Origin of the sequence: Pseudooceanicola spongiae, from assembly GCF_014899185.1 — a bacterium.
Taxonomy (GTDB): domain Bacteria; phylum Pseudomonadota; class Alphaproteobacteria; order Rhodobacterales; family Rhodobacteraceae; genus Pseudooceanicola; species Pseudooceanicola spongiae.
The window spans coordinates 1,526,339-1,543,460 of sequence record NZ_CP045201.1 but is presented as its reverse complement, the minus strand read 5'-3'; the positions used below and the strand labels follow the sequence as shown (position 1 = coordinate 1,543,460).

The window sequence follows — 17,122 nt, the reverse complement described above, 5'->3', positions numbered from 1 at the left end:
CCTTTTGTTGCGCCCGTTTTAATCGGATGGCTGTGTGGTGCAAGGCCAGCCGGTCGGCTGTGCCATCAACTTGGGTTTCGATGCGCAACAATCGCGGGCGGAACCCTGCCGGAAGCGGCCAATGACAAAGGCCAATGACAAAGGGGCGAGACATGCGGGCAGTGGTATTCGATCTGGACGGGACGCTGGCAGACACCAGCGGCGATCTGCTGGCGGCGGCGAATGCCTGCTTTCAGGGGCTGGGTGTCGCGCCGCAGTTGACGGCTGCGGATGCCGGTGTCGCCCTGCGCGGCGGGCGGGCGATGCTGCGGCTTGGCTTTTCGCGCCTCGGTCGCGCAGAAGACGAGGCCGAGATCGACCGTCAGTACCCGATCCTGCTGGACGCCTACCGGCAGGCGATTGCCGTGCATACCGTCCTCTATCCCGGTGCGATGGAGGCCGTGGCGGCGCTGAAATCGGGCGGCTACGCGGTGTCGATCTGCACCAACAAGCCCGAGGCGCTGGCGGTGCAGCTGATGACCTCGCTTGGCGTGCTGGGGGACTTCGATGCGCTGATCGGCGCCGATACGCTGCCGGTGCGCAAGCCCGACCCGGAGCCGCTGCGCGAAGCCGCGCGCCGCGCGGGGGGCGATCCCGCGCGCTGCTGTCTTGTTGGTGACACGGATACTGACCGCAATACCGCCCGCGCGGCGGGCGTGCCGTCGATTCTGGTGTCCTTCGGCCCGTCGGGGGCGGATATGGCGGCGCTTGAGCCAGAGGCGCTGATCGGGCACTTTGACGAACTGGTGGGCGTCGTTGACGGCCTGCGGCTGTAAGGGGGCGCTATGAGCGAGGTCTTCAAGGGCAATTTCACCCAGCAGGAGCCGATCCCCGAAGAGGCGATCGAAGCGGCGGTTGCGGTGATGCGCAGCGGGCGTCTGCACCGCTACAACACCGCCCCCGGCGAACCGGGCGAGACGGCGCTGCTGGAGCAGGAGTTCGCGGGCATGCTCGGGGCGCGCTACTGCCTCGCGGTCGCCTCCGGTGGGCACGCGATTTCGACCGCGCTGCGGGCGGTGGGGGTCAGGCCCGGCGACAGGGTGCTGTCGAACGCCTTTACCCTCGCGCCTGTGCCCGGGGCGATTGCCGCCGTCGGGGCCACGCCGGTCTACGTTGGCGTGACCGAGGCGCTGGTGATCGACCTCGTGGATCTGGAGGCCAAGCTTCGCTCTGCCAAGGTATTGCTGTTGAGCCATATGCGCGGCCATATCTGCGACATGGACCGGCTGATGGCGCTGTGCGATGCGGCTGGGGTCCTCGTCGTCGAGGATTGCGCGCATACCATGGGGGCCAGCTGGAACGGCGTGCCGAGCGGGCGTCATGGCGCTGTGGGCTGCTATTCGACGCAGACCTACAAGCATGTGAACTCGGGCGAGGGCGGCCTGCTGGTCACTGATGATGCGGATATTGCCGCGCGCGCGACGATGTTGTCGGGCAGCTACATGCTGTTTGATCGCCACCTCGCGGGGCCGGGGATCGAGGCCTATGCGCAGGCCAAATATGACACCCCGAATATCTCCGGGCGCATGGACAATCTGCGGGCAGCGATCCTGCGGCCTCAGCTGCGCCGGCTGGAGGCGCAGTGCGCTGCCTGGAATGCGCGCTACGTGGCGGTCGAGGACGGTTTGCGCGGCACGCCGGGGTTGCAGGTGGTCGAGCGGCAGGCAGCTGAGCACTATGTCGGCTCGTCGATCCAGTTTCTGCTGCCCGACTGGGAGGCAGCGGGGATCACGGAGGTGCTGCGGCGGTGTTCGGCGCGCGGGGTTGAGCTGAAGTGGTTCGGGGATGCCGAGCCGAAGGGCTATACCTCACGCTATGACAGCTGGCGCTATGCCGAGAGCGCGCCGATGCCCGCCAGCGACAGGGTGCTGCGGGCGATTCTGGACATGCGTCTGCCGCTGACTTTCAGTGTGGAGGATTGTGCGCTGATCGCGCGTATCATCCGCGCTGAAGTCAGCGCGGTGTTTCAGGCGCAGGCGTGATCCAGCGGAGCGCCTGACGGCGCATTCCCTTGCCTGTCCCCTTCGCCGTGGGCGAAGGGGCGCGCCCTGCCAGTGGCGCACCCGGAAAGGCGATCAGTGGCCTGCCTGATAGAGCGGCACGGTCGAGATCGACAGCTTGGCGGAGCCATCCGTCAGCTCGGCCGCATGGGCGAGGTAGATCAGCGTCTGGTTCTTTTCGTCCCAGATCCGCTTGACCCGCAGCGATTTCAGAATGATCGAACGGGAGGTGCGAAACACGTCCTCACCCGACTCGTCCCGGTCGATATCGCCGATCTTGATCGGGCCGGTCTGGCGGCAGGCGATGGAGGCGTTGGAGGGATCCTCGAACCAGTTCCCCTTGGAGACGCGGTCGATCAGGCTGCGACTGAAATAGGCAACATGGCAGGTGACACCTTCGACCTTGGGATCGGCAATCGCCTCGATCACGACATCGTTGCCGGTCCAGTCGACGCCGACCTCGCCCACCTGCTCTGCAGCGGCGGACGAGGCGAAGGCGCTGAGGCCGACGCAGATCAGGGGGGCGACACGCATCAGCCTCAGCGGTTTCAAAACGTGATGACCCCGTGTTCGCCTGCATCTGCCGTCTGTTCGGTCAGATTGGCCTTGGCGACTTCATAGAGGAAACCTGCGCCGCCGTCGGTCAGCCAGACTTCGGCCTTCTTCGGCGTCAGGCGCACCAGACGGACGGAGCTGTCCTCGCGCCCATCCTTGAACCAAGCACTTGCGACCGGGCTCCAGAGTTCGTCGAGCTTGGCCTGATCGTTGACCGCCGACAGAGAGCCGTGCACGCGAGCATAGATCTTGGCGGAGGCATCCGACACGATGAACGAGGTCTCGCGACCCGCCACAGCGGCCTCATAGGCATCTGCGCCATCGGCGGTGATGAACCAGATCGCATTTTCATCCGAGTCCGGATAGCCGCTCATCGGGACGATGCGCGTGTCGTCGGTGTGAAGCATCCCGGCCCGCACGTCTTCAATGCGTTTCCAGAACTGTTTGGTCATTTCGTTTGCGAAGTCTTTCACGACATCCTCCTTCAGGTGGCTGTGATTGAAGACCTAACGCGGCGCGACAGTCTGGGTTCCTGCCCGATACGCCATTTGCTTGACCGATGGGCGGTGTCGTGCCTTAGTGTGAACAAGCGTTCAATAAAGGGAAGGAGGAGCCCGATGTTCACCGCTTCGATGCGTTTCGATCTGGGCGAAGACGTCAATGCACTGCGCGAGGCGGTCCACCGTTGGGCCCAGGACCGGGTGCGCCCGATGGCTGCCGAAATCGACGCCAACAATGCCTTTCCCCCCGCGCTCTGGCGCGAGATGGGCGAGATGGGGCTGCTGGGTGTCACGGTGGCCGAGGAGTACGGCGGCGCCGGTATGGGGTATCTCGCGCATGTCATCGCGGTGGAGGAGATCGCGCGGGCCTCGGCCAGTGTCAGCCTGTCCTACGGGGCGCATTCCAACCTTTGCGTGAACCAGATCCACCTGAACGGCACCGAGGCGCAGAAGCAGAAATATCTGCCGGGCCTCGTCTCGGGCAGTCATGTCGGCGCGCTTGCGATGAGCGAGGCCGGGGCGGGATCCGACGTGGTCAGCATGAGCCTGCGGGCCGAGAAGAAGAACGACCGCTACACCCTGAACGGCAACAAGTACTGGATCACCAACGGCCCCGATGCTGACACTCTGGTCGTCTATGCCAAGACCGACCCGGAGGCGGGCAGCAAGGGGATGACCGCCTTTCTTATTGAAAAGACGATGAAAGGTTTCTCGACCAGTGCGCATTTCGACAAGCTGGGGATGCGCGGCTCGAACACGGCCGAGCTGATCTTTGACGATGTTGATGTGCCCTTCGAGAATATCCTCGGCGAAGAGGGCAAGGGCGTGCGCGTGCTGATGTCGGGCCTCGACTATGAGCGTGTGGTGCTGTCGGGCATTGGCACGGGCATCATGGCGGCCTGTCTGGACGAGGTCATGCCCTATATGGTCGAGCGCAAGCAGTTCGGCCAGAGCATCGGGGACTTTCAGCTGATGCAGGGCAAGATTGCCGATATGTACACCAAGATGAACGCCGCCCGTGCCTATGTCTATGAGGTCGCGCGCGCCTGTGATCGGGGTCAGGTGACGCGGGCCGATGCGGCGGCCTGCGTGCTGTTTGCCTCCGAAGAGGCGATGACCGTGGCGCATCAGGCGGTGCAGGCCATGGGCGGGGCGGGCTTTCTGGCGGATGCGCCTGTCGCGCGGCTGTTCCGGGATGCCAAGCTGATGGAGATCGGCGCCGGCACCAGCGAAATCCGACGGATGCTGGTAGGGCGTGAGCTGATGGCGGCCATGCGATGATCCTTGCGGCCAGCGGCGCGGGATACGAGGAGATCTACCGGACGTTCGACTGGCAGATCCCCGACCGGCTGAACATGGCGGCGCAGGCCTGTGACAGCTGGGCCGAGCGTGACCCGGATCGCACGGCGATCGTCGACCTGACGGCGGGGGCGCGGCGGGATGTCTCCTACGCCGCGCTGCGCGACATGGCGGAGCGTCTGGCGCTGGCCCTTGCCGAGGGCGGCGTGCAGCGGGGGGATCGGGTCGGCGTGTTGCGCTCGCAAGATCCCTGGTGCGCGGCGGCGCATATCGCGGCCTGGAAGCTGGGGGCGATTTCCGTGCCGCTTTTCAAGCTGTTCCGCGAAGATGCCCTGCGGGCGCGGGTCGAGGATTGCGGCGCGCGCATCGTGGTCAGCGACGGCGAGGGCGCGCAGATGCTGGCGGCGCTGGACGTGGTCGCGCTGGTGCCCGAGGCGGCGACTTTGCCGACGGGCCGATGTTCCACGGCGGATACCGGAGCGGATGAGCCGGGGGTGCTGATCTATACCTCTGGCACCACGGGCAAGCCGAAGGGCGCGCTGCATGGCCACCGGGTGCTGAGCGGGCATCTGCCCGGCGTCGCGCTGAGCCATGATCTGCTGGGGCAGCCCGGGGATTGCCTATGGACGCCCGCTGACTGGGCCTGGATCGGCGGGCTGTTCGATGTGTTGATGCCGGGCCTCGCGCTCGGCGTGCCCGTGGTGGCGGCGCGGATGGCGAAGTTCGAGGTCGCTGAGTGTCTGAGGATCATTGACCAAGGCGCTGTGAAGAATGTGTTTTTCCCGCCGACCGCCCTCAGGATGCTGAAGGCGGAGGGGGCTGGGATCGAGGGGTTGCGCAGCATCGCCAGCGGCGGCGAGACGCTCGGGGCCGAAATGCTGGCATGGGGCAGGCAAGCCTTTGGCCTGACGATCAACGAATTTTACGGCCAGACCGAATGCAATATGGCGGTGTCTTGCTGTGCGGCGCTGTTCGACGCGCGTCCGGGGTGCGCCGGGCGCTCGGTCCCGGGGTTCGACGTCAATGTGATCGGCCCGGACGGCTGGCCCTGCGAAGGCGAAGGCGATGTGGCCATTCGCCGGGGCTCACCCGCCATGATGCTGGAATACTGGAACAAACCCGAGGCGACGTTGGACAAGTTTCGCGGCGACTGGTTGCTGACGGGGGACAGGGGCGTGATGGAGGGCGATTTCCTGCGGTTTCTGGGGCGCGAGGATGACGTGATCACCTCCTCTGGCTATCGCATCGGCCCATCCGAGATCGAGGACTGCCTGATGACCCACCCCTGCGTGGCGACGGTGGGCGTTGTCGGCAAGCCTGATGCGCTGCGCACCGAGATCGTAAAGGCCTATGTCGTGCTGAAAGCAGGGGTGAAAGTGGCCGAGCGGGAGTTGCAGGACTACGTGAAGAACCGCCTCGCAAGCTATTCGTATCCAAGGGAAATTGCCTTTGTCGAGGCGCTGCCCATGACGGTGACCGGCAAGGTGATCCGCAAGGAGCTGAAGGCGCGTGCGGCGCGGGAGAGTGAGACATGCTGAGACGCAGAGTGCGGACGTCTGAGAGCCGGGGAAAAGGGCGCGCCGGTCGGGCGCACCCTGATGTCTGGCCTGTTGTGAGGCGCGTCGGTGCGCAAGCCTCAGAACGTCATGATGTAGGACATCCCGAAGATCACGGGATCGACCTCGGCCGTGCCGATGCGCGCCCCGTTGAGCCGGGTGTCCATATTGATGTCGATCCAGCGCAGATCGGTGCGGATCGCGGAGGTCGGGGTGATGGCGTAATCGACGCCCAGATGCGCGGCGACGCCCCAGGAGTCCTCCAGCGTCACCTTGCCGAGCGGGGAGCTGACATCCAGTGCGGTGGTGTAGTTCAGCCCGATGCCGACCAGCGGCGTGAAAGCCGTGGCATTAGCGTAGTGGTAATTGATCGAGATCGTCGGCGGCAGTTGTTTGACCGTGCCGATCCTGGTGCCTCCGAGGCTGAGGTCATGGGTGAAGGGCGTCGCGGCCAGCAGTTCGAGGCCGAGCGTATCAGTCAGGAAGTATTCCACGGTCAGCGTCGGCTGGGTGTCGGACCCGATGCTCAGCTTCGAGCCGGCGAGCGTGCCATTGTCGGACGTCGGGTCGACATAGCCAATCCCGAGACCGACTGTGACGTCGCCCTTGGACTGCGCCATTGCAGCCGGGCCCGTCAGCGCCACGAGGGCGGTGGCCGTGAGCAGCAGAGTTTTCATCGTCATTGTCGTGCCTTTCCAAATCTTACGCGCGGATCTGTGGCTGGTTCGTCCGGGCAAATCTTTGATCTGGGTCAAGCTTTTGAAGACACTTGGAAAAGCGGGTGTTTTTTGGCACGCCAATGGTGCGATGAACGCCTTGCCGTCCGGGCTGAGACGACGGGACGGGCGCAGCAGAGGGGGAAGACGACATGAAGATCCAATCGCGGATCCTGACAGGGTCTGACGTATTCAAGGCCAACCGCGAGGCGCATCTGCAGGCACTTTCGGTGGTGCGGGACGCGGCGGAACTGGCCGCAGCGGGCGGCGGTGCGGCGGCGCGCGAGCGGCATGTGTCGCGCGGCAAGATGCTGCCGCGAGAGCGCGTGGCGGGGCTGCTCGACCCCGGCGCGCCCTTTCTGGAGATTGGCGCGACGGCGGGGCATGGGCTCTATGACAACGCCGCCCCCTGTGGCGGTGTGATCGCCGGGGTCGGTCGCGTTGCGGGGCAGGAGGTGATGATCGTGTGCAACGATGCCACCGTGAAGGGTGGGACCTATTACCCCATCTCGGTGAAGAAACACCTCAGGGCGCAGGAAATTGCTGAGGAAAATCATCTGCCCTGTCTGTACCTCGTCGACAGCGGCGGGGCCAATCTGCCCAATCAGGACGAGGTGTTTCCCGATCGCGATCACTTCGGGCGGATTTTCTACAATCAGGCGCGGATGAGCGCCAAGGGGATCGCGCAGATCGCGGTGGTCATGGGGTCCTGTACCGCTGGCGGGGCCTATGTTCCGGCGATGTCGGATGTGACGATCATCGTGCGGGATCAGGGCACGATCTTTTTGGCCGGGCCGCCTCTGGTCAAGGCTGCGACCGGAGAAATCGTGACGGCAGAAGACCTTGGCGGGGGTGATGTGCACACGCGGCTGTCGGGTGTGGCGGATTATCTGGCCGAGGATGACGCCCATGCGCTGGCGCTGGCACGGCGCTGTGTGGCGGGGTTGAACCGGGTGCGGCCAGGCGGGCCTGTGCGGGTGTCGCCAGAGCCACCCGCCTATGACCCGGAGGAGCTGATCGGCGTGGTGCCGCCGGATCTGAAGACGCCCTATGACATCCGGGAGGTGATCGCGCGTGTCGTCGACGGGTCGCGATTTGATGAATTTAAACAACGCTTTGGCGAGACTCTGGTGACGGGCTTCGCGCATCTGGATGGCTGGCCGGTGGGGATCATCGCCAACAATGGCGTGCTGTTCAGCGAAGCCGCGCAGAAGGGGGCGCATTTCGTCGAACTGTGCAGTCAGCGAAAGATCCCTCTGGTGTTCCTGCAGAACATCACTGGCTTCATGGTCGGGCGGAAATACGAGAATGAGGGCATCGCGCGGCACGGCGCCAAGATGGTCACGGCGGTGTCGACAACAGAGGTGCCGAAGATCACCATGGTTGTCGGCGGCTCGTTCGGGGCTGGGAATTATGGCATGTCGGGAAGGGCTTACAGTCCGCGCTTCATGTGGTCCTGGCCGACGTCGCGGATCTCGGTCATGGGCGGCGAACAGGCGGCGGGGGTTCTGGCGAGCGTGAAGCGCGACGGGATCGAGCGGCGCGGGGGCAGCTGGAGTGCGCAGGAGGAGGCGGAGTTCAAGCGTCCGACCGTGGAGATGTTCGCGCGTCAGAGCCATCCGCTCTATGCGTCGGCGCGGCTCTGGGATGACGGGATCGTGGACCCGAGGAAGAGCCGGGAGGTGCTGGCGCTGAGCCTGAGTGCGGCGCTGAATGCGCCCATTCCGGAGACCCGCTTTGGGCTGTTCCGGATGTGAGGGGGCGGATGCAAGCCGCTGAATGGGGGAAATCGCGCTGTCGGTATTGCGTCGGTATGCCGTCGGTAACCGGACGGTGCGAAAAAGGGGGCTCTGCCCCCGTCGCTGCGCGACACCCCCGGAGTATGAGAGCAAGAAGAAGGCGGCAGTGATGATCGAGACACGCTTGACGCAGAGCTTCGGCCTGTCAGTGCCGATCGTGCTGGCGCCGATGGCGCGGGTGGCCGGAGGCGCGCTGGCGGCGGCGGTGTCGCGCGCCGGGGGTCTGGGGCTGATCGGCGGTGGCTATTGTGACGCGCCTTGGATCGAGGCGGAGATGGCGCGGGCCGACGGTGCGGCGGTCGGGGTGGGTCTGATCACCTGGGCGCTGGCGCGCGACGTCGCGGTTCTGGAGCAGGTGCTGGCGCAGGCTCCGCGGGCGGTGTTGCTGTCGTTCGGGGATGCGGCGCCCTTTGCCGGGGCCATTCGTGCGGCGGGGGCGCAGCTGATCTGTCAGGTGCAGGATATGGCGGGGGCGCGGCAGGCGCTGGCGGCGGGGGCGGATGTCCTCGTGGCGCAGGGCGCGGAGGCCGGGGGGCATGGGGCGCGGCGGGCGACCCTGACGCTGGTGCCGGAGGTGGTCGATCTGGTGGCGCGGGAGCGGCCGGAGGTTCTGGTGCTGGCCGCCGGTGGGATTGCCGATGGGCGCGGGCTGGCGGCGGCGCTGATGCTGGGGGCGGATGGTGTGGTCTGTGGCACGCGGCTCTGGGCGGCGGCGGAGGCTCTGGTGCCGGAGGGGCAGCGGCGCGCGGCGCTGGCGGCGGAGGGGGACGCGACCTATCGCAGCTCTCTGGTGGATGTGGTGCGGGGGCTGGACTGGCCGGCGCCTTTTACCTTGCGCGGCATGAGGAATGCCTTTTCCGAGCGCTGGGAGGGACGGTTGCAGGCGCTGGCGGCGGATACAGAGGCAAAGGCGGAATGGGGGGCGGCGGCCCTGAGCGGCGACGCGGCGATTGCGGCGCCGGTGGTCGGCGAGGCGATCGGGTTGATCCGGCAGACGGCCCCGGCGGCAGAGATCCTGGCGCAGATGAGTGACGAGGCGGAGCGACTGCTGGCCGGTGCGGCGCGGTGGATCAAGTGAGAAGAGGAGTGGGGCGGATGTTTGACACGATCCTGATTGCCAATCGCGGAGAAATCGCCTGTCGGGTGATCGAGAGTGCACGCGCGATGGGGTTGCGCACGGTGGCGGTGCATTCCGACCCCGATGCCGGGGCGCGCCATGTGGCGCTGGCCGATGTCGCCGTGTCGATTGGCGGGGCCAGTCCGGCGGAGAGCTATCTGCGCGGCGATGCCATTCTGGAGGCGGCGCGGGCCACGGGCGCACAGGCGATCCATCCGGGCTATGGCTTTCTGTCGGAGAACCCGGAGTTCGTCGAGGCGGTGGAGGCGGCGGGGCTGGTGTTCATCGGTCCCTCGGCGCGCGCGATCCGGGCGATGGGGCTGAAGGATGCCGCCAAGGCGCTGATGGCCGAGGCCGGTGTGCCGGTGGTGCCGGGCTATCAGGGCGCGGATCAGGGGGCGGAGCATCTGGCGGCGATGGCGGCCGAGGTGGGCTATCCGGTGCTGATCAAGGCGGTTGCGGGCGGTGGTGGCAAGGGGATGCGGCTGGTCGAGGCGCCCGAGGCCTTTGCCGAGGCGCTGGCGAGTGCGCAGGCCGAGGCGAAGGGCGCCTTTGGCAACCCGGTCGTGCTGATCGAGAAATTCGTCGCCAGCCCGCGCCATATCGAGGTGCAGGTCTTTGGCGACGGCACCCGGGCGGTGCATCTGTTCGAACGCGATTGCTCGTTGCAGCGCCGCCATCAGAAGGTGATCGAGGAGGCCCCTGCGCCGGGCATGACGCAGGCGATGCGCAGTGCCATGGGCGATGCGGCGGTGCGTGCCGCCGAGGCGATCGGCTATAGCGGGGCGGGGACGGTGGAGTTCATCGTCGACGGCTCGGACGGGCTCAGGGCGGATCGGTTCTGGTTCATGGAGATGAACACGCGGCTGCAGGTCGAGCACCCGGTGACAGAGGCTGTGACGGGTGTTGATCTGGTGGCGTGGCAGATCCGCGTCGCGGCGGGCGAGGCCTTGCCGGTGCAGCAGAGTGATCTGACGCTGACCGGGCACGCGTTCGAGGCGCGGCTTTATGCCGAGGACGTGGGTAAGGGCTTTCTGCCGGCAACGGGGACGCTGGCGCATCTGCGCTTTGGGCCGGGCGCGCGGGCCGATACCGGTGTGCGGGCGGGCGATGTGATCAGCCCGCACTACGACCCCATGATCGCCAAGATCATCACCCATGGCGCGACGCGCGAAATTGCCCTGCGCAAGCTGGCACGGGCGCTGCGCGAGACCGAAGTCGCGGGCACGGTCACCAACCTCGCCTTTCTCGGGGCGCTGGCGGAGCATGCGGGATTCGGGCGCGGTGAGGTCGACACCGGGCTGATCGGGCGCGAGGCAGAGGCGCTTTGTGCGGCACCTGAGCCCGCGCCTGCGGATCTGGCCTGGGCGGCGCTGATTGCGCTGGGGCTGGCGGGCGCGCCGGAGGCGATGTCGGGCTTTACGCTTTGGGCGCCGCAGCAGCGCGAGGTGGTGCTGCGCCACGGCGAGGAGGAACTGCGCCTGCGGGTCAGCAGTGACGGCGCGGCGCATGATATAGAGGTGGCTGGGTCGCTGGTTCAGGCGCGTTTCGGCGCGGAGTGGCGGCTCGACGGGCAGCGCGCGCCGGACTGGCATCGCGCGGGGTCGCGGATCACGCTGTTCACAAGCTATGGCTTGGTGTTCGAGCATGTCGATCCGTTGCAGGCGGATGCGCAGAGCGCGGGCGGTGGTGATGTGATCGAGGCGCCGATGCCGGGGCTTTTGCGCTCAATCTTCGCCGCGGCCGGACAAGTGGTTGCTGCGGGGCAGCGACTGGCTATTCTGGAGGCCATGAAAATGGAACACGCGTTGATCGCCCCGAGAGATGGTATCGTTGCCGAAGTGCTGGCCGCTGAGGGCGCACAGGTCGAGGCAGGCGTCGCCCTGATCCGGCTGGAGAGCGAAGAGAGTGCCGAAACATGATGGTCCTGCATCATTGCGGCGGTTCGCGCTCGATGCGGGTGCTGTGGCTGCTGAACGAAATGGCCGTGCCCTTCGAGATGTCGATCCACGCCTTCGACGCCTCGCTGCGCGAACCCGAGCATCTGAGCCGTTCGCCCGCCGGGCGCGTCCCCTCGCTTGAGCTGGACGGAGAGAATTATTTCGAGAGCGGGGCGATCATCGAGATCCTCTGCGAACGCTTTCCGGCGCGCGGTCTGGGGCGGCTGCTGGGCGATCTGGACCGGCCCGACTGGCTGATCTGGCTGCACTTTGCCGAAACCGTCAGCCAGCATTGCGCGACGCTGATGCAGCAGCATGTGGTGCTGCGCGAGGACTGGATGCGCTCGCCCACCGTGATGAAGATCGAGGTGGCGCGGCTGAAGAAATGTTTCGCCGCCATCGAGGCAAGGCTGTCGACGCCGGTGGAAAACCGCGACTATCTGCTGACCAGCGGCTTTTCCGCCGCCGATATCGCGCTTGGGCAGGCGGTCTGGATGGCGCAGCACTTTACCACGCTGGACGGCTTTCCCGAGGTGGCCGCCTGGATGGAGCGGATCATCAGCCGCGACAGTTTTCAACGCTCCATGCCCGAACCGGGGACGGGGGTGTTCGACCGCGCCTTCTATCCGCTGCCCGAGGGGGCGACGACTGCCGCCTGAGGGGGGAGCGATCAATCGGAGGGGAGGCCGATGCCAGAGTTTGTAGAGATCTTCGAGGTGGGCCCGCGCGACGGGCTGCAGAACGAGGCCCGCGCCATCCCGGTCGCGGAAAAGATCGCGCTGGTCGATTGCCTGAGCCGGGCGGGATTTCACCGCATCGAGGTGGCGAGCTTTGTCAGCCCGAAGTGGGTGCCGCAGATGGCGGGCTCGGCGGAGGTGCTGGCGGGCATCACCCGCGCGCCGCATCTGCGCTATACCGCGCTGACGCCGAACATGCGTGGCTTTGAGGATGCGCTTGCGGCGGGGGCGGATGAGGTGGCGGTGTTCGGCTCGGCCTCCGAAGGGTTCAGCCGCGCCAATATCAATGCCACGATCAGCGAGAGTTTGCAGCGGTTTGCGCCGGTGGTCGCGGCGGCGCGTGCGGCGGGGCTGCCGGTGCGCGGCTATATCAGCTGTGTCACCGACTGCCCCTATGACGGCATGGTCGCTCCGTCCGCCGTGGCGCGGGTTGCGGCGGCGCTGCGCGACATGGGCTGTGGCGAGATCAGTCTGGGCGACACGCTGGGGCAGGCCACGCCGGAGCAGATCGACGCCATGCTCACCGCCGTGCTGGAGGAAGTGACGCCGGACCGGCTGGCGGGGCATTATCACGACACCAGTGGCCGGGCGCTGGACAATATAGAAGTGTCGCTGGGGCGAGGGCTGAGGATATTTGATGCGGCGGTCGGCGGGCTGGGGGGCTGTCCCTATGCGCCGGGGGCCAAGGGCAACGTGGCGACAGAGGCGGTGCAGGCGCGTCTGCAGGCTCTGGGGTATGACACCGGCATTGATGCGGCGGTGCTGGCCGAGGCCGCCGTGATGGCGCGTGCGATGCGAGCGCAGGCATGAGCCGAGCGGGACAGGCTGCATTTGCAAATCCGCGACAGAGCTTTGCAAAGTCGTGGCGACCTCGCGCGAGCGCGCGCGCGATAAAATACAGGAGGGTTGCGCATGGCGTATGAGACGATCGAGATTCAGACCGATGCCCGTGGTGTGGCGACCCTCTGGCTGGACCGGGCGGAAAAGCACAATGCTCTGAACGCGGTGATGATTGCCGAGGTGACGGCGGCGGCGCGGGCGCTGGCGGCGGATGCGTCGGTCCGGGTGGTCGTGCTGGGGGCGCGCGGGCGCAGTTTCTGCGCCGGCGGCGATCTGGGCTGGATGCGGGATCAGTTTCAGGCCCCTGCGGCGCAGCGGGCTGAAGAGGCGGGGCATCTGGCGGGAATGCTGCAGGCGCTCAACACCCTGCCCAAGCCGCTGATCGGTCGGGTGCAGGGCAATTGCTTTGGCGGCGGCGTCGGGATGGTGTCGGTCTGTGATGTGGCAGTGGGGACCAGCGCAGTGGCGATGGCGCTGACCGAAACCCGGCTGGGGCTGATCCCGGCCACCATCGGCCCCTATGTCGTGGCCCGGATGGGCGAGGCCCGGGCCCGGCGGGTCTTCTTCTCCGGTCGCCGCTTTGACGCCGATGAGGCCCGAGATCTGGGGCTGCTGTCGCGAGTGGTCAGCGAAGAGGCGCTCGACGCGGCGGTGGAACAAGAGGTCGCACCCTACCTTGCCTGTGCGCCGGGCGCCGTCGCACAGGCCAAGGCGCTGGTGCAGGCTCTGGGCGACGCCGCAGATGCGCAAATGATCGAGCATTCTATTGCCGAGCTGGTGCGCTGCTGGGAGGGGCCTGAGGCGCGGGAGGGGATCAGTGCTTTCTTCGATAAGCGCAAGCCGGGCTGGCAGTCCTGACGATGCCCGCTGCGCGGGAGTGTTCGCGTTAACAGCCCATCTTAAGCGCGATAGATGTTTGGTTTCAAGGTCTTGCACGATTTCGGGTTAAAATGCATCGCTGAGTGGTGTTGCGAAAATCCGAGGTGCAGATGCCTCGTTCAGAGGCCGCGAACAGGCCGCTGGGGGTGGTCAATGTCGCTGCATCTGTAAACCCAAGTGATTCCGTCGGAAATATCTGAGTGATTCCGTCATGAATTGCTCGTGATGCGGCAACGCAGCGTTAACCGACATCAGCTTAGGCAAGTGCAGGGTATTCAATTGTTTACGAAGTGGGTTCACTGACATTTGGACGTCTGAAAACGTGCTGCCTCGGTTGACCCTGCCGATGCGCAGGCGTAAACCCGACACAGCCTAGCGGGTCCCTGGTGGACCTTAGCCGCCCATGAAAGGAGCCATTCGTGGAAGAGATGCTGCGGGAATACCTTCCCATCCTCATCTTTCTGGCCGTTGCGATCGCACTCGGAGCAATCCTGATCCTCGCCGCCGTTATCGTCGCAGTCCGTAACCCGGACCCCGAGAAGGTCAGCGCCTATGAGTGCGGGTTCAACGCATTCGATGACGCCCGGATGAAATTCGACATTCGCTTTTACCTCGTCTCGATCCTGTTCATCATCTTCGATCTTGAGATCGCGATGCTGTTTCCCTGGGCCGTGGCGTTCAAGGATATCTCGATGACCGGTTTCTGGTCGATGATGGTGTTCCTTGGCGTACTGACAATCGGTTTTGCCTATGAGTGGAAAAAGGGAGCTCTGGAATGGGAGTGATGGCCGGAGCAAATACTGCCGGGGCCGACCGTGAGGTCGCCACGCAGTCGCTGAACCGCGAACTTCAGGACAAAGGGTTCCTGCTGACCACGGCAGAGGACCTGATCACATGGGCGCGCACCGGCTCGCTGCACTGGATGACCTTCGGGTTGGCCTGCTGCGCAGTCGAGATGATGCACACCTCGATGCCGCGCTATGATGCCGAACGCTTCGGCATCGCGCCGCGCGCCTCTCCGCGTCAGTCGGACGTGATGATCGTGGCCGGCACGCTGACCAACAAGATGGCGCCGGCGCTGCGCAAGGTCTACGACCAGATGCCAGAGCCGCGCTATGTGATTTCGATGGGCTCCTGCGCCAATGGCGGCGGGTACTATCACTACAGCTATTCCGTCGTGCGCGGTTGTGACCGGATCGTTCCGGTCGACATCTATGTGCCCGGCTGCCCGCCGACCGCAGAGGCCCTGCTGTACGGCATCATGCAGCTGGCGCGCAAAATCCGCCGCACCGGCACGCTGGTTCGATAAGGGCAGGGGAAGAACATGAACGAAGCCCTGAAAGAACTTGGCACCCACATCGAGCAGAAGCGCGCGGATTGCGTGCTGACCTGGGATGTGACGCATGAGGAACTGAACATCGACGTCGCTCCGGCGAATATCGTCGGGTTCGTTGAGTTCCTGCGCACCGACAACAGCTGCAAATTCTCGTCGCTGGTCGATATCACGGCGGTCGATTATCCCGAGCGCGCCAAGCGCTTCGATGTCGTCTACCACTTCCTGAGCATGTATCAGAACCAGCGCATCCGCCTGCGGGTCAGCATCCGTGAAGACGAGATGCTGCCCTCGATCGTGTCTGTGCACCCCTCGGCCAACTGGTTCGAGCGGGAAGTCTTTGACATGTTCGGCATCATCTTCTCCGGCCACCCGGATCTGCGGCGTCTGCTGACGGACTACGGTTTCCGGGGCTATCCGCTGCGCAAGGATTTCCCGACCACCGGCTACACCGAGGTTCGCTATGACGAGGTGCAGAAGCGCGTCGTCTACGAACCGGTCAGTCTGGTGCAGGAATACCGCCAGTTCGACTTCATGAGCCCGTGGGAGGGTGCCGAATACATCCTGCCCGGTGATGACAAAGCGGAGGCCAAGTGATGGACGGTTCGAAAGGTTTCGACGACGCCCTGACCGGCGAACAGAAGATCCGTAACTTCAACATCAACTTCGGCCCGCAGCACCCTGCCGCGCACGGCGTGCTGCGTCTGGTGCTGGAGCTGGACGGCGAGATCGTGGAACGCTGCGATCCGCACATCGGTCTGCTGCACCGTGGCACCGAAAAGCTGATGGAGAGCCGGACCTACCTGCAGAACCTGCCTTATCTGGACCGCCTCGATTATGTGGCTCCGATGAACCAGGAACATGCCTGGTGTCTGGCGATCGAAAAGCTGACCGGCGTGGTCGTGCCCAAGCGGGCCAGCCTGATCCGCGTGCTGTTCTGCGAAATCGGCCGGGTCATGAACCACCTGATGAACGTCTGTACGCAGGCGATGGACGTCGGCGCGCTGACGCCGCCGCTCTGGGGGTTCGAGCACCGCGAAACGCTGATGATCTTCTGCGAACGCGCCAGTGGCGCGCGTCTGCACGCGGCCTACTTCCGCCCCGGCGGTGTGCATCAGGACATCACCGACAAGCTGATCGACGATATCGAGGAATGGGCCATCGGCTTTCCCGACTTCATCGACGATCTGTCGGATCTGTTGACGGAAAACCGGATCTTCAAGCAGCGTAACGTCGATATCGGCATCGTGACGGAAGAGGAAATCCAGCAATGGGGCTTTTCTGGCGTGATGGTGCGCGGCTCGGGTCTGGCATGGGATCTGCGTCGTGCGCAGCCCTATGAATGCTATGACGAGTTCGATTTCCAGATCCCGGTCGGCAAGAACGGCGACTGCTATGATCGCTACCTCTGCCGTATGGCCGAGATGCGCGAATCCACCAAGATCATCCGTCAGGCTGTCAGCAAGCTGCGCGAAACGCCCGGCGATGTGCTGGCACGGGGCAAGATCACGCCGCCGAAACGCGGTGAGATGAAGACCTCGATGGAAGCGCTGATCCACCACTTCAAGCTCTACACCGAGGGCTTTCACGTCCCCGAGGGCGAGATTTACGTGGCGGTCGAGGCCCCGAAGGGCGAATTCGGCGTCTATCTGGTGGCGGATGGCTCCAACAAACCCTACCGCGCCAAGCTTCGCGCGCCGGGCTATCTGCACCTGCAGGCGATGGATCACATCGCCAGCGGGCACCAGCTGGCTGACGTGGCGGCCATCATCGGCACGATGGATATCGTGTTCGGCGAGGTGGACCGGTGAT

17 protein-coding genes are annotated in these 17,122 nt (G+C 65.4%); 14 read left to right on the top strand and 3 right to left on the bottom strand.

What is annotated here, in order from left to right; all coding sequences use genetic code 11:
- Window positions 1-152 precede the first annotated feature (152 nt).
- Window positions 153-815, top strand: a complete 663-nt coding sequence (locus F3W81_RS07395; protein WP_193082973.1) for an HAD-IA family hydrolase — start codon at window positions 153-155, stop codon at window positions 813-815.
- Between the two features lie 9 nt (window positions 816-824).
- Window positions 825-2,021 carry a DegT/DnrJ/EryC1/StrS family aminotransferase gene (locus tag F3W81_RS07390; RefSeq protein WP_193082972.1) on the top strand — a complete coding sequence of 399 codons (1,197 nt, stop codon included), beginning with the start codon at window positions 825-827 and terminating at the stop codon, window positions 2,019-2,021.
- A 93-nt stretch (window positions 2,022-2,114) separates the two neighbouring features.
- Here F3W81_RS07390 and F3W81_RS07385 read toward each other — a convergent pair whose 3' ends face one another.
- Both F3W81_RS07385 and F3W81_RS07380 read right to left on the bottom strand, forming a co-directional pair.
- Complete coding sequence (locus F3W81_RS07385) at window positions 2,115-2,573, bottom strand: CreA family protein (protein WP_193082971.1); 459 nt, start codon at window positions 2,571-2,573, stop codon at window positions 2,115-2,117.
- Window positions 2,574-2,587: 14 nt separating this feature from the next.
- A complete protein-coding gene (locus F3W81_RS07380) occupies window positions 2,588-3,067 on the bottom strand; it encodes a pyridoxamine 5'-phosphate oxidase family protein (RefSeq protein WP_226941904.1) in 480 nt (159 codons plus the stop codon).
- Between the two features lie 144 nt (window positions 3,068-3,211).
- Between F3W81_RS07380 and F3W81_RS07375 the strand changes: the two genes are divergently transcribed.
- Window positions 3,212-4,375 (top strand): isovaleryl-CoA dehydrogenase, encoded by a 1,164-nt coding sequence (locus tag F3W81_RS07375; RefSeq protein WP_193082970.1) that lies wholly within the window; start codon window positions 3,212-3,214, stop codon window positions 4,373-4,375.
- Window positions 4,372-5,931, top strand: coding sequence for an AMP-binding protein (locus tag F3W81_RS07370; RefSeq protein WP_193082969.1), 1,560 nt, complete (start codon window positions 4,372-4,374; stop codon window positions 5,929-5,931). The genes F3W81_RS07375 and F3W81_RS07370 overlap by 4 nt, the downstream gene beginning before the upstream one ends.
- 98 nt (window positions 5,932-6,029) lie before the next feature.
- On the opposite strand, the gene F3W81_RS07365 is transcribed toward F3W81_RS07370, so the two are convergent.
- The gene (locus tag F3W81_RS07365) at window positions 6,030-6,632 is read right to left on the bottom strand and encodes an OmpW/AlkL family protein (protein ID WP_193082968.1); all 603 of its coding nucleotides are present in this window, start codon (window positions 6,630-6,632) and stop codon (window positions 6,030-6,032) included.
- A gap of 185 nt (window positions 6,633-6,817) precedes the next feature.
- On the opposite strand from F3W81_RS07365, the gene F3W81_RS07360 reads away from it, so the two are divergent.
- The 10 genes from F3W81_RS07360 to F3W81_RS07315 all read left to right on the top strand — a co-directional run bounded on the left by F3W81_RS07360 (window position 6,818) and on the right by F3W81_RS07315 (window position 17,121).
- A complete protein-coding gene (locus tag F3W81_RS07360) occupies window positions 6,818-8,422 on the top strand; it encodes a carboxyl transferase domain-containing protein (protein ID WP_193082967.1) in 1,605 nt (534 codons plus the stop codon).
- Between the two features lie 151 nt (window positions 8,423-8,573).
- Window positions 8,574-9,542, top strand: coding sequence for an NAD(P)H-dependent flavin oxidoreductase (locus F3W81_RS07355; RefSeq protein ID WP_264298896.1), 969 nt, complete (start codon window positions 8,574-8,576; stop codon window positions 9,540-9,542).
- 17 nt (window positions 9,543-9,559) lie between these two features.
- Window positions 9,560-11,503: an acetyl/propionyl/methylcrotonyl-CoA carboxylase subunit alpha gene (locus F3W81_RS07350; RefSeq protein WP_193082965.1), complete on the top strand. Its 1,944-nt coding sequence runs from the start codon at window positions 9,560-9,562 to the stop codon at window positions 11,501-11,503.
- On the top strand, window positions 11,500-12,180 hold the full coding sequence (locus tag F3W81_RS07345) for a glutathione S-transferase family protein (protein WP_193082964.1): 681 nt from the start codon (window positions 11,500-11,502) through the stop codon (window positions 12,178-12,180). The genes F3W81_RS07350 and F3W81_RS07345 overlap by 4 nt, the downstream gene beginning before the upstream one ends.
- 30 nt (window positions 12,181-12,210) lie before the next feature.
- Window positions 12,211-13,068: a hydroxymethylglutaryl-CoA lyase gene (locus F3W81_RS07340; protein ID WP_193082963.1), complete on the top strand. Its 858-nt coding sequence runs from the start codon at window positions 12,211-12,213 to the stop codon at window positions 13,066-13,068.
- A gap of 102 nt (window positions 13,069-13,170) precedes the next feature.
- On the top strand, window positions 13,171-13,956 hold the full coding sequence (locus F3W81_RS07335; RefSeq protein WP_193082962.1) for a crotonase/enoyl-CoA hydratase family protein: 786 nt from the start codon (window positions 13,171-13,173) through the stop codon (window positions 13,954-13,956).
- Window positions 13,957-14,396: 440 nt separating this feature from the next.
- A complete protein-coding gene (locus F3W81_RS07330) occupies window positions 14,397-14,762 on the top strand; it encodes an NADH-quinone oxidoreductase subunit A (protein ID WP_193082961.1) in 366 nt (121 codons plus the stop codon).
- Window positions 14,762-15,286 (top strand): NuoB/complex I 20 kDa subunit family protein, encoded by a 525-nt coding sequence (locus F3W81_RS07325; RefSeq protein WP_193082960.1) that lies wholly within the window; start codon window positions 14,762-14,764, stop codon window positions 15,284-15,286. The genes F3W81_RS07330 and F3W81_RS07325 overlap by 1 nt, the downstream gene beginning before the upstream one ends.
- A 15-nt stretch (window positions 15,287-15,301) precedes the next feature.
- The gene (locus tag F3W81_RS07320; protein WP_193082959.1) at window positions 15,302-15,907 is read left to right on the top strand and encodes an NADH-quinone oxidoreductase subunit C; all 606 of its coding nucleotides are present in this window, start codon (window positions 15,302-15,304) and stop codon (window positions 15,905-15,907) included.
- The gene (locus F3W81_RS07315) at window positions 15,907-17,121 is read left to right on the top strand and encodes an NADH-quinone oxidoreductase subunit D (RefSeq protein ID WP_193082958.1); all 1,215 of its coding nucleotides are present in this window, start codon (window positions 15,907-15,909) and stop codon (window positions 17,119-17,121) included. The genes F3W81_RS07320 and F3W81_RS07315 overlap by 1 nt, the downstream gene beginning before the upstream one ends.
- Window position 17,122: the final 1 nt, after the last annotated feature.

Excerpts from the sequence above, each read along its gene's own strand:
- F3W81_RS07395 (WP_193082973.1), top strand. The coding sequence starts at position 153 with ATGCGGGCAGTGGTATTCGATCTGGACGGGACGCTGGCAGACACCAGC.
- F3W81_RS07390 (WP_193082972.1), top strand. The coding sequence starts at position 825 with ATGAGCGAGGTCTTCAAGGGCAATTTCACCCAGCAGGAGCCGATCCCC.
- F3W81_RS07385 (WP_193082971.1), bottom strand. The coding sequence starts at position 2,573 with ATGCGTGTCGCCCCCCTGATCTGCGTCGGCCTCAGCGCCTTCGCCTCG.
- F3W81_RS07375 (WP_193082970.1), top strand. The coding sequence starts at position 3,212 with ATGTTCACCGCTTCGATGCGTTTCGATCTGGGCGAAGACGTCAATGCA.
- F3W81_RS07370 (WP_193082969.1), top strand. The coding sequence starts at position 4,372 with ATGATCCTTGCGGCCAGCGGCGCGGGATACGAGGAGATCTACCGGACG.
- F3W81_RS07365 (WP_193082968.1), bottom strand. The coding sequence starts at position 6,632 with ATGACGATGAAAACTCTGCTGCTCACGGCCACCGCCCTCGTGGCGCTG.
- F3W81_RS07360 (WP_193082967.1), top strand. The coding sequence starts at position 6,818 with ATGAAGATCCAATCGCGGATCCTGACAGGGTCTGACGTATTCAAGGCC.
- F3W81_RS07355 (WP_264298896.1), top strand. The coding sequence starts at position 8,574 with ATGATCGAGACACGCTTGACGCAGAGCTTCGGCCTGTCAGTGCCGATC.
- F3W81_RS07350 (WP_193082965.1), top strand. The coding sequence starts at position 9,560 with ATGTTTGACACGATCCTGATTGCCAATCGCGGAGAAATCGCCTGTCGG.
- F3W81_RS07345 (WP_193082964.1), top strand. The coding sequence starts at position 11,500 with ATGATGGTCCTGCATCATTGCGGCGGTTCGCGCTCGATGCGGGTGCTG.
- F3W81_RS07340 (WP_193082963.1), top strand. The coding sequence starts at position 12,211 with ATGCCAGAGTTTGTAGAGATCTTCGAGGTGGGCCCGCGCGACGGGCTG.
- F3W81_RS07335 (WP_193082962.1), top strand. The coding sequence starts at position 13,171 with ATGGCGTATGAGACGATCGAGATTCAGACCGATGCCCGTGGTGTGGCG.
- F3W81_RS07325 (WP_193082960.1), top strand. The coding sequence starts at position 14,762 with ATGGCCGGAGCAAATACTGCCGGGGCCGACCGTGAGGTCGCCACGCAG.
- F3W81_RS07320 (WP_193082959.1), top strand. The coding sequence starts at position 15,302 with ATGAACGAAGCCCTGAAAGAACTTGGCACCCACATCGAGCAGAAGCGC.
- F3W81_RS07315 (WP_193082958.1), top strand. The coding sequence starts at position 15,907 with ATGGACGGTTCGAAAGGTTTCGACGACGCCCTGACCGGCGAACAGAAG.